The organism is Ruegeria atlantica (genome assembly GCF_001458195.1).
GTDB lineage: Bacteria > Pseudomonadota > Alphaproteobacteria > Rhodobacterales > Rhodobacteraceae > Ruegeria > Ruegeria atlantica.
Window position 1 is genome coordinate 25,387 of sequence record NZ_CYPU01000011.1, and the last position, 15,859, is coordinate 41,245.

Annotated in this window: 16 protein-coding genes; 12 read left to right on the forward strand and 4 right to left on the reverse strand. The window is 57.8% G+C overall.

Features of this window, described 5'->3' with window-relative positions; all coding sequences use genetic code 11:
* Window positions 1-42: 42 nt before the first annotated feature.
* From RUA4292_RS02675 to RUA4292_RS02730, 12 genes are all read left to right on the forward strand, one after another.
* Window positions 43-1,059 carry a DNA-directed RNA polymerase subunit alpha gene (locus RUA4292_RS02675; protein WP_058276312.1) on the forward strand — a complete coding sequence of 339 codons (1,017 nt, stop codon included), beginning with the start codon at window positions 43-45 and terminating at the stop codon, window positions 1,057-1,059.
* A gap of 118 nt (window positions 1,060-1,177) precedes the next feature.
* Window positions 1,178-1,600 (forward strand): 50S ribosomal protein L17, encoded by a 423-nt coding sequence (rplQ, locus tag RUA4292_RS02680; protein WP_058276182.1) that lies wholly within the window; start codon window positions 1,178-1,180, stop codon window positions 1,598-1,600.
* 105 nt (window positions 1,601-1,705) lie between these two features.
* The gene (locus RUA4292_RS02685) at window positions 1,706-2,815 is read left to right on the forward strand and encodes a TauD/TfdA family dioxygenase (protein WP_233493317.1); all 1,110 of its coding nucleotides are present in this window, start codon (window positions 1,706-1,708) and stop codon (window positions 2,813-2,815) included.
* A 79-nt stretch (window positions 2,816-2,894) separates the two neighbouring features.
* Window positions 2,895-4,283, forward strand: coding sequence for a trypsin-like peptidase domain-containing protein (locus RUA4292_RS02690; protein ID WP_058276314.1), 1,389 nt, complete (start codon window positions 2,895-2,897; stop codon window positions 4,281-4,283).
* A 4-nt stretch (window positions 4,284-4,287) separates the two neighbouring features.
* A complete protein-coding gene (locus RUA4292_RS02695; RefSeq protein ID WP_058276183.1) occupies window positions 4,288-5,598 on the forward strand; it encodes a replication-associated recombination protein A in 1,311 nt (436 codons plus the stop codon).
* A 206-nt stretch (window positions 5,599-5,804) separates the two neighbouring features.
* Window positions 5,805-6,848 carry an RluA family pseudouridine synthase gene (locus RUA4292_RS02700; RefSeq protein WP_058276184.1) on the forward strand — a complete coding sequence of 348 codons (1,044 nt, stop codon included), beginning with the start codon at window positions 5,805-5,807 and terminating at the stop codon, window positions 6,846-6,848.
* Complete coding sequence (locus tag RUA4292_RS02705; RefSeq protein ID WP_058276185.1) at window positions 6,845-7,516, forward strand: HAD-IA family hydrolase; 672 nt, start codon at window positions 6,845-6,847, stop codon at window positions 7,514-7,516. The genes RUA4292_RS02700 and RUA4292_RS02705 overlap by 4 nt, the downstream gene beginning before the upstream one ends.
* Window positions 7,517-7,520: 4 nt before the next feature.
* Complete coding sequence (locus tag RUA4292_RS02710) at window positions 7,521-8,228, forward strand: ATP12 family chaperone protein (protein WP_058276186.1); 708 nt, start codon at window positions 7,521-7,523, stop codon at window positions 8,226-8,228.
* A gap of 208 nt (window positions 8,229-8,436) precedes the next feature.
* Window positions 8,437-9,456 carry an amino acid ABC transporter substrate-binding protein gene (locus RUA4292_RS02715; protein ID WP_058276187.1) on the forward strand — a complete coding sequence of 340 codons (1,020 nt, stop codon included), beginning with the start codon at window positions 8,437-8,439 and terminating at the stop codon, window positions 9,454-9,456.
* A gap of 125 nt (window positions 9,457-9,581) precedes the next feature.
* The gene (locus RUA4292_RS02720; RefSeq protein WP_058276188.1) at window positions 9,582-10,850 is read left to right on the forward strand and encodes an amino acid ABC transporter permease; all 1,269 of its coding nucleotides are present in this window, start codon (window positions 9,582-9,584) and stop codon (window positions 10,848-10,850) included.
* Between the two features lies 1 nt (window position 10,851).
* Complete coding sequence (locus tag RUA4292_RS02725; RefSeq protein ID WP_058272391.1) at window positions 10,852-12,156, forward strand: amino acid ABC transporter permease; 1,305 nt, start codon at window positions 10,852-10,854, stop codon at window positions 12,154-12,156.
* 12 nt (window positions 12,157-12,168) lie between these two features.
* Window positions 12,169-12,960 (forward strand): amino acid ABC transporter ATP-binding protein, encoded by a 792-nt coding sequence (locus tag RUA4292_RS02730; RefSeq protein WP_058272392.1) that lies wholly within the window; start codon window positions 12,169-12,171, stop codon window positions 12,958-12,960.
* A 48-nt stretch (window positions 12,961-13,008) separates the two neighbouring features.
* On the opposite strand, the gene RUA4292_RS02735 is transcribed toward RUA4292_RS02730, so the two are convergent.
* The 4 genes from RUA4292_RS02735 to RUA4292_RS02750 are packed head-to-tail and all read right to left on the reverse strand — an operon-like array spanning window position 13,009 to window position 15,798.
* Window positions 13,009-13,506, reverse strand: coding sequence for a SixA phosphatase family protein (locus tag RUA4292_RS02735; RefSeq protein ID WP_058276189.1), 498 nt, complete (start codon window positions 13,504-13,506; stop codon window positions 13,009-13,011).
* Window positions 13,503-14,189 (reverse strand): hypothetical protein, encoded by a 687-nt coding sequence (locus RUA4292_RS02740; protein ID WP_058276190.1) that lies wholly within the window; start codon window positions 14,187-14,189, stop codon window positions 13,503-13,505. Before RUA4292_RS02740 ends, RUA4292_RS02735 begins: the two co-directional genes overlap by 4 nt.
* An 18-nt stretch (window positions 14,190-14,207) precedes the next feature.
* Window positions 14,208-15,071 carry an acetylglutamate kinase gene (gene argB / locus RUA4292_RS02745; protein WP_058272395.1) on the reverse strand — a complete coding sequence of 288 codons (864 nt, stop codon included), beginning with the start codon at window positions 15,069-15,071 and terminating at the stop codon, window positions 14,208-14,210.
* Complete coding sequence (locus RUA4292_RS02750) at window positions 14,989-15,798, reverse strand: PepSY domain-containing protein (RefSeq protein ID WP_058276191.1); 810 nt, start codon at window positions 15,796-15,798, stop codon at window positions 14,989-14,991. Before RUA4292_RS02750 ends, argB begins: the two co-directional genes overlap by 83 nt.
* Window positions 15,799-15,859 lie beyond the last annotated feature (61 nt).

Sequence of the window (15,859 nt, forward strand, 5' to 3'; positions counted from 1 at the left end):
ACCTTGTTGGTCATGGGGCGCGGACAGGAATGGAGGGATTACATGATCCATAAGAATTGGGCTGAATTGATCAAGCCGACCCAGCTGGAAGGCAAGCCGGGCAACGATCCTGCGCGTCAGGCGACCTTGGTTGCCGAGCCGCTGGAGCGTGGCTTTGGTCTGACCCTGGGCAACGCGCTGCGCCGCGTTCTGATGAGCTCGCTGCAAGGCGCGGCCATCACCAGCGTTCAGATCGACAACGTCCTGCACGAGTTTTCCTCGGTCGCAGGCGTTCGTGAAGACGTCACCGATATCATCCTGAACCTCAAGCAGGTTGCCCTGCGCATGGAAGTCGAAGGCCCCAAGCGCCTGTCGATCAATGCCAAAGGCCCCGCAGTTGTCACCGCTGGCGACATCAGCGAAAGCGCTGGCATCGAGGTTCTGAACCGCGATCACGTCATCTGCCACCTGGACGATGGCGCTGACCTGTTCATGGAACTGACCGTAAACACTGGCAAGGGCTATGTTTCGGCTGAGAAGAACAAGCCGGAAGATGCGCCTATCGGCCTGATCCCGATCGACGCGATCTATTCGCCGGTCAAAAAGGTTGCCTACGACGTTCAGCCAACCCGTGAAGGTCAGGTTCTGGATTATGACAAGCTGACCCTGAAGATCGAAACCGACGGTTCGATCACGCCGGAAGACGCGCTGGCTTTTGCCGCTCGTATCCTGCAGGACCAGCTGTCAATCTTCGTCAACTTCGACGAGCCGGAATCGGCTGGGCGCCAGGACGAAGACGATGGTCTGGAGTTCAACCCGCTGCTGCTGAAAAAAGTGGACGAGCTGGAACTGTCTGTCCGTTCGGCAAACTGCCTGAAGAACGACAACATCGTTTACATCGGCGACCTGATCCAAAAGACCGAAGCCGAGATGCTGCGCACCCCGAACTTCGGCCGCAAGTCGCTGAACGAGATCAAGGAAGTGCTGTCCGGCATGGGTCTGCACCTCGGCATGGATGTCGAGGACTGGCCGCCCGACAACATCGAAGATCTGGCCAAGAAATTCGAAGACGCGTTCTAAGCGCGTCTTCCCCAATGCCCGGGCTGCCGGGGACTACATGGGCACTTCCGCCCCAAGGAGAGCCGGTGACACGCATCGCCGGCCAGACAAAGCAAAACGCTGAAGAAGGAACTAGAAAATGCGTCACGCACGTGGTTACCGCCGCCTGAACCGTACTCATGAGCACCGTAAGGCTCTGTTTGCAAACATGGCTGGCTCGCTCATCGAACATGAGCAGATCAAAACAACCCTGCCCAAGGCAAAAGAGCTGCGCCCGATCATCGAAAAGCTGGTCACTCTGGGCAAGCGCGGCGACCTGCACGCCCGTCGTCAGGCCGCATCGCAGCTGAAGCAAGACAAAGACGTTGCCAAGCTGTTCGAAATCCTGGGCCCCCGCTACGCCGAGCGTCAGGGCGGTTATGTCCGTATCCTGAAAGCAGGCTTCCGCTATGGCGACATGGCCCCAATGGCGATCATCGAATTCGTTGACCGTGATCTGGACGCCAAAGGCGCGGCGGACAAAGCCCGCGTTGCCGCCGAAGAGGCCGCAGACGAAGAATAAGAAAGCCCGGCTTTCTGAATTCAAACCCCCGCGTTTCGGACGCGGGGGTTTTTTCTTTTTGGTCCCTTGGTGTCGCGGTTAGAGCATTTTCGGCAATATCCGTTGATGAATCCCCGAACCTCACGGATCATGCTGCACGATGAGCGTGGAGGACGGATGATGGCAATCCCAACTAAATTACCGAAAGAACTCACGGGACCGTCTGTGTGGACCGGTTGGGACATGCGTACGCGTCGGAGTGAATGGATCATTGATCTGACGGCGGACGACATCGAGGATCTCGAGCAAGCTGCCCGTCACTACCTGAGCCTCGAAAGAGATATCGGTGAGATCACAATGCCCGCTTTCCCGCTAAAACGGTTTCACCGGCATCTGGCAAGCCTGCGAGAGAAGCTGATCAACGGGATCGGTTTCGAAGTGATCCGTGGCCTTCCGGTGCAGAATTACACGCAACAGGTCGCGGCCACGATTTTCTGCGGCGTGGGTGCTCATCTTGGCTCGGCCCGGTCACAGAACGCGCAGGGACACATTCTGGGCCATGTGCGCGACATCGGTGCAGATGCGAACGATCCGAATACCCGGATCTATCAAACGCATGAGCGCCAAACATTTCACACCGACAGCGCCGATATCGTCGGCCTGCTGTGCCTGCGCGAGGCTAAGGAGGGTGGAGATTCGCTGCTGGTCAGTGCCGAGACGATCTTTAATAGGATGCGGTCAGAATGCCCGGAATTGCTGGAACTGTTGTTTGACCCAATAGCGACCGATCGGCGCGGGGAAGTGCCAGACGGCATGGAACCTTTTATGTCGATCCCGCCGTTTTCCTGGCACGATGGTAAGCTGACGGTGTTTTTCCAAAGACAATATATCGACAGTGCGCAACGATTTCCTGAAGCGATGCGGTTGACACCGGGTCACATTGAGGCGCTAGACCGATTTGATGAGCTGGCGAATGATCCCGACCTCAGTCTTTCTATGCGGCTGCAACCGGGCGACATGCAGTTCGTGTACAACCATTCGCAACTGCATGACCGGACCGGGTTTGTGGACTGGCCTGACCCGGCAGAGCGACGCCATTTGCTGAGGCTTTGGCTGTCGCCCGAAGGAGATCGCGAATTGCCCGAAGTTTTCAGGCAACGTTACGGCACAATTGAAGTGGGCCAGCGCGGCGGGATCATCACGGAAGGCACGCGACTGCACGCTCCGTTGGATTGACGCCTCCAAAGCGCTGAACGGATGCTTGCATTACCGCCCGTGTAGACGCATATCCGATAGGCGATTAACCGACGGATGGATCATGCGGAAAGTTCTCTGTTCTCTAATGCTGGCGACACTTGCAGTGTCAGCAAATGCTGAAACAAAGGTGCCAACATCGCAGGCCGAAATCAGCCTTGGTTTCGCCCCGGTGGTGAAACAGGCCTCACCCGCAGTCGTCAATATCTATGCCAAGATCGTAAGGCAGGGCGGGGCCAATCCGTTTTTCTCGGACCCGTTTTTTGAAGAGTTCTTTGGCAGGGGATTTGCCGAACCGCGCCCACGTGTACAGAATTCACTGGGATCTGGCGTCATTCTGTCAGAAGACGGTTATGTGGTGTCGAACTATCACGTTGTTGGCACGGCTACCGAAATCCGCGTGGTTACAACCGATCGACGCGAATTTTCAGCGCAAGTGGTGCTGGGCGACAAGGAAAGCGATATTGCCATCCTGCGGTTGGAAGACGCCAAGGACTTACCGCATCTGAACTTCCGCGATTCCGACCAGATCGAGGTAGGGGAACTGGCACTTGCGATCGGTAACCCTTTTGGTGTGGGACAAACCGTATCTTCCGGGATCATCTCCGGATTGGCGCGGACCGGGACGGCCACCGGCAACGCGCGTGGGTACTTTATTCAAACCGATGCTGCGATCAATCCGGGCAATTCCGGCGGGGCGCTGATCGACGTGAATGGCGATCTGATCGGGATAAACACTTCAATCCTGACGCGATCCGGCGGCTCCAACGGCATCGGGTTTGCGATCCCGGCCAATCTGGTTGCCGAATTTTTGCGCCAGGCCAAGGCCGGGAATGAAAGCTTTGTCAGCCCTTGGGCCGGGGTCGCTGGTCAGCACATGAGTGCGGATATCGCCGAATCTTTGGGGTTGGTATTCCCTATGGGTGTTGTGATCTCGGACCTGCACGCCCTGAGTCCGCTGGGTGAGGCAGGGCTGCGCGTGGGGGACGTGGTAACCCATGTTGATGGGGATGAGGTGAATTCCCCGGCCGAGATGAAGTTCCGCATGTCCGTCGCCGGCGTTGGTGGCACTTCGGTGCTGACCCGGCTGCGGGGTCACGACAGTGCGGATATCGAGGTTGCCCTGATCAAGGTCCCGGAAACTCCACCGGCTGATGAAACCGTTCTGAACGATAACACCGTGATGCCGGGCCTGAAGGTGTCGCGCATCAACCCGGCGATCATTACCCAAATGGGGCTTTTGCTGTCGCAAACTGGCGTGGTGATTGTGGATGCAGGCCGGTACGGAGGACGATCCGGATTGCGCGCGGGTGACGTGGTCCTAAGCATCAACGGAACGGAAGTCCGGCATCCTGTGGACGTGGTGGATGCGATGACCGATCCGGGGCGCAGATTGAATTTGGATGTTCTGCGGGGCGGACGGGCCGTATCTCTGCGGTTCCGGCTGTAACTCCATGAGCGACCTGTTCGATACCGGGGCGAGCGAGCCTGCACCATCCCCGCACCGCCCGTTGGCGGACCGGCTGCGCCCGCAGTCGTTGGCCGAGGTCATCGGACAACAGCAGGTACTGGGCCCGGATGCGCCGCTGGGGGTCATGCTGGCCTCGGGCAGTCTGTCCAGTTTGGTTTTTTGGGGCCCGCCGGGCGTTGGGAAAACCACCATTGCACGCTTGCTGGCGCAGGAAACCGATCTGCATTTCGTTCAGATCAGTGCGATTTTTACTGGCGTGCCGGACCTGAAGAAAGTGTTTGAGGTGGCCAAGATCCGTCGGCAGAACGGGCAGGGCACGTTGCTGTTTGTCGATGAGATTCACCGCTTCAACAAAGCGCAGCAGGACGGGTTCCTGCCGCACATGGAGGATGGGACGATCCTGCTGGTCGGGGCCACGACCGAGAACCCGTCCTTTGAACTGAACGCCGCTGTGCTTAGCCGAGCACAGGTTCTTGTCCTTGAACGGCTCAGCCTCGCCGACCTTGAACGTCTGACACAGCGCGCAGAGAAAGAGCTGGACCGCGCCCTGCCGCTGACGGGCAATGGCCGCGAAGCTCTGCAGGAGATGGCGGATGGCGACGGGCGCGCGCTGTTGAATCTGATCGAACAGGTTGCGGCTTGGAAGGTGGATGCACCGCTGGACCCTGATGCGTTGTCGACAAGATTGATGCGCCGCGCGGCCAAATACGACAAATCCGGGGACGAGCATTACAATTTGATCTCGGCGCTGCATAAGTCCGTGCGCGGATCTGACCCAGATGCGGCGCTTTACTGGTTTGCGCGGATGCTGACGGGTGGGGAGGATCCGCGCTATCTGGCGCGGCGGATCACGCGGATGGCGGTCGAAGACATTGGTCTTGCCGATCCGCAGGCGCAGACGATCTGCCTGCACGCGTGGGAAACTTACGAACGCTTGGGTAGCCCCGAGGGTGAATTGGCCATAGCGCAGGCGCTGGTTTATCTGGCTTTGGCCCCAAAATCGAACGGTGCCTATGTCGGGTACAAGGCGGCGATGCGATTGGCCAAGCAGTCAGGCAGTGAACCCCCGCCAAAACACATCCTGAACGCGCCGACATCGTTGATGAAAGATCAGGGGTATGGCACGGGCTATGCCTATGATCATGACGCCGAAGATGGCTTTTCCGGACAAAACTACTTCCCCGACGGCATGAAGCGGCCGGAATTGTATAAACCCGTGGAGCGTGGGTTCGAGCGTGAATTGAAGAAGCGTCTGGATTACTTCGCCAAGCTGCGGGCACAGAGGAACGAGTAGCACACCGTTGCGTGATACGCTGAAGAACGAATGTGCAAACGAGCAAGAGGTGATCCGACGCCGAGACAACGCAGGTGCCTGGGTTTCCCGGGTATTTGATCGGCTTGACTCTTGGCCTTTTGCACGGCACAGACGCGAATGTTTTCTAGGGCACTTACACACTTGTTTGGCGGGCGGATAAACCGCGCGACGCAGAGGATATCGGCATGAGCGGCGTACAAATGATCACCGTGGCAGAGGGTGACGGCGACCAGCGGCTGGATCGGTGGCTGCGCCGCCTGTTCCCGCATGTCAGCCAGGGCCGCATCGAAAAGATGTGCCGTAAGGGTGAGGTGCGCGTGGAAGGCAGGCGGGTCAAAGCCTCGACCCGGCTTGAGGTCGGGCAGGTCGTGCGCGTGCCACCCTTGCCGGATGCTGATCACAGGCCGGTTGAAGTCAAACGAGGCATCTCGGATGCCGATGCCAAGATGATTCAGTCCTGCGTAATCTACCGCGACGATCATGTTCTGGCCCTGAACAAGCCACAAGGTCTTCCGGTGCAGGGCGGCAGTGGCCAGACCCGCCACGTGGACGGCCTGTCTGAGGCGTTGCGCTTTGGCTATGACGAAAATCCGCGCCTCGTGCACCGCTTGGACAAGGACACATCGGGTGTATTGCTGATGGCCCGCACCCGCGAGGCCGCCAAGGGGCTGACAGCTGCCTTCCGGCATCGCGATACACGCAAGATCTATTGGGCGCTGGTTGCTGGCGTGCCGACCCCGTATCTGGGCGAGATCAAGACCGGACTGGTCAAGGCATCCGGTCACGGTAAACAGGGTGAGGGCGAGAAGATGATCGCCGTACATCTGAACGAAATCAACGACACGCCGGGCGCGAAACGGGCGCATACGCTGTATGCAACGCTATATCGCGTGGCCGGGCGCGCCTCGTGGGTCGCGATGGAGCCGATCACCGGGCGTACGCACCAGCTAAGGGTGCACATGGCGGCGATCGGTCACCCAATCGTTGGCGATGGCAAATACGGTGGCTCGGGGCAGGAAAATCTGGGGGACGGTTGGGGCGCGCAACTGGGCGGGGTCATCAGCAAGAAGCTGCACCTGCACGCGCGGCAGGCCTCATTCCAGCATCCGGTCACGCGCAAGACCATAACCGTCAAAGCTCCGCTGCCTGGGCATATGAAACACAGCTGGGACACGTTCGGCTGGACCGAAGATCTGGCCGCGGAAGACCCGTTCGAGGAACTGCAATGAGCGCACTCCTGCGTTTGGTGCTTTTTGATGTGGACGGAACCCTTGTCGACAGCCAGGGCAGCATTGTCGCAGCGATGACCGCCAGTTTTGGGGCCCTGTCCCTGACGGTCCCTGACCGCAAGTCGATTTTGTCCATCGTCGGTCTGTCCTTGCCCAATGCGATGGCCCAGCTTGCGCCCGAGCAGAGCGAAACGATTCAACACAACCTTGTTGAGGGCTACAAACAGGCCTATCACGCAAATCGTTTGGAGCAGGGGGCTGCAAACTCACCGCTCTATCCCGGTGCGCGGGACGCAATCGAAACCCTGCATGACATCCCCGAGGTGCTGCTGGGTGTGGCCACCGGAAAATCCCAACGCGGTCTGGATGCCTTGATCGAAGCACATGACCTGGAGCGCTATTTCGTGACCCGGCAGGTTGCGGACCATCACCCATCTAAACCGCATCCGTCGATGATCGATACGGCCCGTTCTGAAACCGGAGTATCTGCGGCGGATACGGTGATGATTGGCGATACCCGGTTCGACATGGATATGGCACGGGCTGCCGGAGTACCAGGGATCGGCGTATCCTGGGGATATCATGACCGATCAGCCTTGAATGGCGCGGCCTGTATAATTGAAACTTTTGACCAGTTGCCCCGTGCGCTGGATAATATCTGGACATGAAGATATGAGTGACTGGAAGCCCAAGCGATTTTGGACCGCAAGCGCGGTTGTCCAAGCGGAAGACGGATACACGGTTGAACTGGATGGCCGCCGGGTCAAGACACCGGCCAAGGCCGCATTGATCTTGCCGACGCAGGCGATGGCCGACGCGGTCGCGGCAGAATGGGATGCGCAGGAAAAAGAGGTCGATCCGACTCTGATGCCGTTTACCCGGTCGGCAAATGCGGCCATCGACAAGGTGCGTCATCAGCACGCCGAGGTTGCAGACATGCTGGCCGATTACGGCGATTCGGATCTGCTCTGCTATCGGGCAACACACCCGCAAACGTTGCAGCGGCGTCAGGCGGATCAATGGGATCCGGCCCTGGATTGGGCAGCTGAAACCCTGGCCGCGCGATTGGTTCCTGTGGTTGGTGTGCTGCATCAGCCACAGTCTGCAGAAGCGCTCAGCACACTTCGAAGCCGCGTACACGAATTCAACGACTTCCAGCTTGCGGCCTTCCACGATCTGGTCAGCCTGTCCGGCTCACTGGTACTGGGATTTGCGGCCGCTCTGGATTGGCGCTCGGCCGAGGAAATCTGGGAAATCTCAAGGCTCGACGAGATCTGGCAAACCGAACAGTGGGGCCATGATGACGAAGCGCACGCGGTTGCCGAGATCAAAAAAGCTGCGTTTCTACACGCTAAACGGTTCATTGAAATCTCTATTTGAGCCTATTGAGCATCAAATTTTGACACAGATCCGGTCATCGCTGAATTGACTCATCGTTTTCCCTGATCCGACCCTTGACGTTTGTTTATGAATGCGAGCAAACTCATGCCCACTAAAGGGGAGACACCTTTGGAGTAACCTTTCTGGTGCCAGAGGTGCCGGACAGAGCCGTCCCGAAATAGGGGCGGGTAAACAGGAAGAGGTAAAAATGAAAAAAACCGTAATTTTGAGCGTGGCCACAGTTGCCGGTCTGGCTGCTGCGGCAGCGACAGCGGGCACCGTTGACGACGTCAAAGCGCGCGGCAAGCTGAACTGTGGCGTGACCACCGGTCTGGTTGGCTTTGCTGCACCGGATGCTAACGGCGAATGGAAAGGCTTTGACGTGGCAGTATGCCGTGCCGTTGCCGCCGCCGTACTGGGTGACGCAAGCGCAGTTGAATTCGTTCCGACCACCGGCAAGACACGCTTTACCGCGCTGGCTTCTGGTGAGATTGACATGCTGGCCCGTAACACCACTTGGACGTTCAGCCGCGATGTGGACCTGAAGTTCGAATTTGTGGGCGTCAACTATTATGACGGTCAGGGTTTCATGGTTCCAAAAGCGCTGGGTGTTACCTCGGCTAAGGAACTGGACGGTGCGACCGTCTGCATCCAGACCGGCACCACCACCGAGCTGAATCTGGCGGACTTCTTCCGCTCGAATAATATCAGCTACGAGCCGGTTCCGATCGAAACCAACGCCGAAGCGCAGCAGCAGTATCTGGCTGGTGCATGTGACGTTTACACCACCGACGCATCGGGCTTGGCTGCAACCCGCGCCACGTTCGAAAACCCCGGTGATCACGTCCTGCTGCCTGAAATCATCTCGAAAGAGCCGCTGGGCCCGCTGGTCCGCCACGGCGATCACGAGTGGGGCGATGTTGTCCGTTGGACTCTGAACGCAATGGTTTCGGCTGAAGAGCTGGGCGTTACCTCGGCCAATATCGACGAACTGAGCTCCGGTGCTGGTGACAACCCCGAAGTGAACCGTCTGCTGGGTACCGAAGGTACTTTAGGCGAGATGCTGGGTCTGGACGCTGACTGGGCCGCGCGCGCAATCAAGGCGGGTGGTAACTACGGTGAGGTGTTTGCCCAGAACATCGGTGAAGAAACTCCGATTGGTCTGGCACGCGGTCTGAATGCACAGTGGACCGATGGTGGCCTGCTGTATTCGCCTCCGTTCCGCTAAAGTCCACGAAAAAGGGCGCAGGGCAACCTGCGCCCTTTTTCCTTCGATAACAAACACTCCCGGATAGATTGAGCGAAGATCAACTTCGCCGGCAAAAACGGGATGCACGGGGATATACATAGGTCATGACGACTCTCACTGACCCGCCGAAGGAGCAGTTCCGGCTGTCCATGCTCCTTTATGATACGCGGTACCGATCAGCGACCATTCAGGTCATTGCATTGATCGGTTTCATGCTTCTGGCAGCCTGGATTATTTCTAACACTATTCAAAACCTCGAGGCTCTGGGCAAACCGGTTGAGTTTGGCTTTTTCGGGGAATCGGCAAGCTATGATATCAATCAACGTTTGTTGGAATACACCTCTCAGGACAGCCATCTGAGAGCGGCCTTTATCGGTTTGCTAAACACGCTGGTCGTAGCTGTTTTGGGCTGCATTACGGCGACAATCGTCGGCGTCCTCGTCGGTGTCCTGCGCCTGTCCAACAACTGGTTGGTCGCGCGGATCATGACTGTCTATGTCGAGATGTTCCGCAATGTGCCTGTTCTGTTGTGGATCGTTCTGGCAATGGCCATTCTGATTGAGGGTCTACCAGCACCAAACGCATTCCGGGGCGATAACCCGACAGCTACGATGGATTTGTTCAATTCCGTCGCTGTCACTAATCGCGGTGTTTATATCCCCGAGTTCCTGTTTTCGCGCAGTTTGGGTGACATCCACCTGTTTGGAACATCAAGCCTTCGGTTTGATATTTCGCTGGATCTGGTCGCGTTTCTGGTCGTTCTGGGTGGCAGCATCTTTACCATGCGCAAAGTGTCCGCCTGGGCCGCCGACAAACAGGAATCAACAGGCGACCGTCCTAAGATCTGGCATATCCAGCTGGGCATTCTGTTCGTCCCGATGATCATCCTGATGGCTGTTCTTGGCTTACACCTTGGATACCCGGAACTGAAAGGATTCAATTTCAGAGGCGGCACGCATATGCGCAACTCTCTGATCGCGCTATGGCTGGCTTTGTCGCTATATACGGCGGCCTTCATCGCCGAGATTGTACGCGCTGGCATTCTGGCTATTTCCAAGGGTCAGACCGAAGCTGCGTCCGCGCTGGGCTTGCGCCCGGGTCGCACCATGCGGCTGGTTATCCTGCCGCAGGCGTTGCGGGTGATCATCCCGCCGATGATTTCGAACTATCTGAACCTGACCAAGAACTCGTCTTTGGCGATCGCGGTCGGATATATGGACATCACGGGGACCCTGGGTGGCATCACTATGAACCAGACCGGTCGCGAGCTGGAATGCGTTCTGCTGCTGATGCTGGTCTATCTGTGCATCTCGCTGAGCATTTCGGCTGTGATGAACTGGTACAATAACAGCGTCAAATTGGTGGAGCGGTAATATGAGTGATGTTTCATTTGTCCGCACGGAAATGTTGCCGGAGCAGGCTCCGCCAGCGTCCGAAGTCGGCCTAATTGGTTGGATCAGGCACAACCTGTTTTCCGGCTGGTTCAACTCGATCCTGACGCTTGTTTCGCTTTATGCGATCTACTACGTTCTGTCGGGTGTTCTGCCGTGGGTCTTCCAGTCCGTCTGGAACGCAAACTCGCTGAACGAATGTCGCGAAATCATGATGGCCACCTGGGGTTCGACCCATGGTCACGCCTGTTGGGCGGTGATCAACGACCGTTGGCTTCAGTTGCTATTCGGCTTCTATCCCAGCCATCTTTACTGGCGTCCGATCGCCGCGCTGCTGCTGTTGCTGGTGGCACTCGCTCCGGTACTGTATTCGGACCGCTTGCCTACCAAGATGCTAATTTTTTCGGCTATCTACCCATTCCTAATGGTCTGGCTGATGTGGGGCGGCACCATTTGGGGACCGATCGCGGCAGCGTTGGGGTTTGTTGTCGGTTGGGGTGTCTACACCCTTGTCAGCAAACAACTGAGCGGTCTGTTTGGCTTGATTGCGGGCGTCGCAGCATCGGTTATCTGGTGGCTGGTTCTGTCCAGCTATTTCGTCGGTGCCCTGGACTCGATCCTGCCAATCGGTATCGAAGCCGTACAAAGCCGCCAATTCGGTGGCTTCATGCTGGCGATCTTGCTGGGTGTCGTGGCCATTGGTGTCTCGTTGCCCATCGGAATTGTACTGGCGCTGGGCCGTCAGTCCGACCTGATGATCGTCAAGTACCTGTGCGTGGGCTTTATCGAGTTCATCCGCGGTGTGCCGCTGATCACGCTGCTGTTCGTGGCCTCGTTGCTGCTGAACCTGTTCCTGCCGCCGGGCACCAACTTTGACATCATCCTGCGGGTGATGATCATGATGACCCTGTTCTCGGCTGCCTATATGGCCGAGGTGATCCGCGGTGGTCTGGCTGCCCTGCCACGGGGTCAGTATGAAGGTGCCGACAGTCTCGGCCTGAACTACTGGCAAGCACAGCGACTGATCATCATGCCGCAAGCCCTGAAAATCTCAATTCCGGGCATCGTGAGCACATTCATCGGGATCTTCAAAGATACGACACTGGTGTCGATCATCGGATTGTTCGACGTGATCGGACTGGCATCTGCCATCCGCGCCGACACCGCCTGGAACGGCATCTACTGGGAACTGTTCGCGTTTATCGCTGCGCTGTTCTTCGTCGTCTGCTTCTCCATGTCCCGTTACTCCATGTATCTGGAGCGCAAGCTTCAGACTGGCCACCATTAAGGAGTTCAACATATGTCTGAACTTGCAATTGACCGTCAAATCGATCGCTCGAAGATGCAGGTGAGCGACGAGGTCGCCATCGAAATCAACAACATGAACAAGTGGTACGGATCTTTCCACGTGCTGCGCGACATCAATCTGACCGTCAATCAGGGCGAGCGGATTGTTATTGCAGGTCCTTCCGGATCCGGAAAATCTACATTGATCCGTTGCCTGAACGCGCTGGAAGAACACCAGCAGGGCACGATCATGGTGGATGGGACCGAGCTGTCGAATGACCTCAAGAACATCGACAAGATCCGGTCCGAGGTTGGCATGGTGTTCCAGCACTTCAACCTGTTCCCGCATCTGACCATTCTGGAGAACTGCACGCTGGCCCCGATCTGGGTGCGCAAGACGCCTAAGAAAGAGGCCGAAGAGCGCGCGATGCACTTCCTGGAAAAGGTGAAAATCCCCGAGCAGGCGGATAAGTATCCCGGTCAGCTTTCAGGTGGTCAGCAGCAGCGTGTGGCGATTGCCCGCTCGCTGTGCATGATGCCGCGTATCATGTTGTTCGATGAACCGACATCGGCGCTGGACCCCGAGATGATCAAAGAGGTGCTCGACACCATGATCGAGCTGGCCGAGGAAGGCATGACCATGCTGTGCGTCACGCACGAGATGGGCTTTGCTCGTCAGGTCGCCAACCGCGTGATCTTTATGGATGCCGGTCAGATCGTGGAACAGAACGAACCGGAAGAGTTCTTCAACAACCCGCAGAGCGAGCGGACCAAGCTGTTCCTCAGCCAGATTCTGGGGCACTGAACCCGGTTACCAATTCAGGAAAAGGCGGGGCTTTGGCCTCGCCTTTTTCTATACCAGCAACTCGCGTGGAATAACAAACCCCTGCACATCGCCGCTATGCCACCGGACGCCGGACCAATCCGCAATGTCAAAGCGGATCACAGCTGTTGCACAGGTTGGGTAGTCGTAGAACCGGGCGTGATCCGGCGGGTGCTTAACGATTTGGTTCGCAAAAGCGGCAATGCCGGGATTGTGGCCCAGTATTAAAACGGTTTGTTTCGTTGCGCCCGATAATTCAAGCAGCATATCTGCGGGGTCGGCATGATAAAGCGTTCGCTGAAAGCAAACGGTATCTGCCTGCAGACCCATCCTCTCCCACGTCTCGCGGGTTCTGACCGAGCTTGAGCTGAGAACTTCATCCGGCAGCCAGTCGTTTTCACGCAGCCACGCCGCAATCGCCGAGGCCGACCTGCGCCCGCGCTTGTTCAGCGGGCGATCATGATCGGCAAGGGCCGGACTGTCCCAACTGGATTTCGCATGGCGTGTCAGGATCAGAGTGCGGGTCATGACGGGTGAAACGCTCTCATGTGATGCGCAGATTGTTCGGGATCACGCGCGGCGCCCGAGCTGAGAGGGCAGGACAGCCGCACAAGACAACCGCCGGTCATGCAGTTTTGCCCTTCGGGAGTGGACAGGTGTCCATGGCACGACGACACATCATAAAAATCCCGACTGTTCAGAGCGCCGACAGGGCATGTCTGGGTGCAGGGGGCGGCGCAGGTGGTGCAGGGGGACGCGTCAGGTGGAGCGGGTATGGGAATTTCGTTGATGAAATGCAGCGCACCCCGGAACGAGATCATCATGCCGACCTCATCGTGCACCAAAGCGCCAACCGGGCTGCTGAACGTGCGTCCCGATTTCAATGCCCAGTCGATAAAGGGCGTATAAGGCGGGCCGCCAAACGGAAAATAGGCTGTTGCGGATAAGTCCTGTGCCATCTGCCCCACCACACGCGACGACCAGCGGTCGACCGGGTCCTTGCCTTGCCATTCAGGCGAGGATTTTAGGGCAGGCCAGAATGCACTCCCAGCACCTAGCAGGATCAGCGTGCCGCCTTCCAACTGCTTTGCGTCTTTAACGCGAGGGTGCAGCGCGCCCATGATGATCAGGCCAACGTCCTGTGCAGCCTTTTCGATATCAGCATAGCTAAGCGCTGCCGGGTCAGAGGAGGGGGGATGGCGTTTGGTCATGTCTCCTCCGCCAAAGGCTCAGTCCGGTCGGATCAGCGACCCGGCGCCGTGTTCTGTATAAAGTTCAAGCAAGACGGCATTGGGCGCGCGTCCGTCAAGGATAACCACGGCACGGACCCCGCTGTGCAGCGCGTCCAGAGCCGTTTCGGTTTTGGGTATCATGCCGCCCGCAATGGTGCCGTCCAGTGTCATCTCGCGGATCTGACCCGCCTTTAGTTCGGTCACGACATCCCCGGCTGCGTTTTTGACGCCCGAGACATCGGTTAACAGCAGCAGTCGATCGGCCTTTAGCGCGGATGCAATAGCACCAGCGGCAGTATCCCCATTGACGTTGAAGGTTTCCCCGTTCCGGCCCGCACCCAGCGGGGCGATGACAGGAATTACATCATGCGCAAACAGGTCATGCAGGATTTTCGGGTTCATCTCTGCCGGACTTCCGACAAAACCCAGGGATTCATCGGTCTGATCACAAGTCATCAACTGCGCATCCTTGCCCGACAAGCCCACGGCCGAGCCGCCCTGGCCATTGATCGCCTGCACGATGCGCTTGTTCACGAGGCCGGACAACACCATCTCAACTACTTCAACGGTTGCTTTGTCGGTGACACGCTTGCCGTTCACGAATTCGGACTGGATATCCAGCTTATCCAGCATCGCGTTGATCATTGGACCGCCGCCGTGCACGACAACCGGGTTCACCCCGACCTGACGCATCAGGACGACATCGCGGGCGAAGCTTTCCATGGCTTCGTCACTGCCCATCGCGTGGCCGCCAAGTTTAATGACGACAATCGCGCCGTCATAGCGTTGCAGGTATGGCAGTGCGCTGTTCAGCGTTGCGGCGGTGGCGATCCAGTCCCGGTTCATGTCTCTTGTCTTCATGGCTGCAGTCCCTCTGGGAACCCGTGTTAGGGCCTTTGTACAGCTCTGCCAAGACCGGATCGCGCATAGGGCCGCACCGGTTGCCCGGATGCGGCTGTTTGTGTGTCAGTTTATCGCGCGTTTCATCGCCGGGATGTTGCTGATCAACAGCAAATCGACGGCCAGTACGGTCAGCAAGGTCAGGCCCACCAGCGGGAACGCCATCGCGGTGAACAAGCCGATCAGGACGGCCCCTTTCCACAATGGCAGTTCCGCTGGCATCGGCGGCGCGGCCAGACGTCTGGCCCGCTGGGGACGATGTTTTACCCACATCACAACGCCCGAGACGCAGACGAAGATGACAGACAGGCAGAACCTCTCCGGCATAAGGATCGACGGCGACAAGACGCTGACCTTCTTCGGTTTTGATACGAAACACAGTGGCCAGATTCTCAGCCTTCGGACCGATCCACTCGACGACCGCGCCGGGCACGTCCTCAAGGGCGATAAGGGCTTGTTGTGAGACCGGTAGCGCTTGCCCGCTGACGTCCACGGCGATTTTTTCGCCGTCGCGACCGTCGAACTGAGTGATGAACATCATCATTAGCCCGGTTACCGCCAGAATGATCAGAAACGGGATGACGAAGATCCCGGCGTAAAAGTGCCACCGCCATGCGGCGAAATAGAATTTTTGCGCAGCAGTGTTCTGCGCCGGGGTGTCCCCCAGATTTTGGCTGTTTAGTGCCATTTTTGTTCTCCGGATTCGAGTATTGCCCCGCGCAGCGCGTGCACGGGTTCAGAAGTGTTGA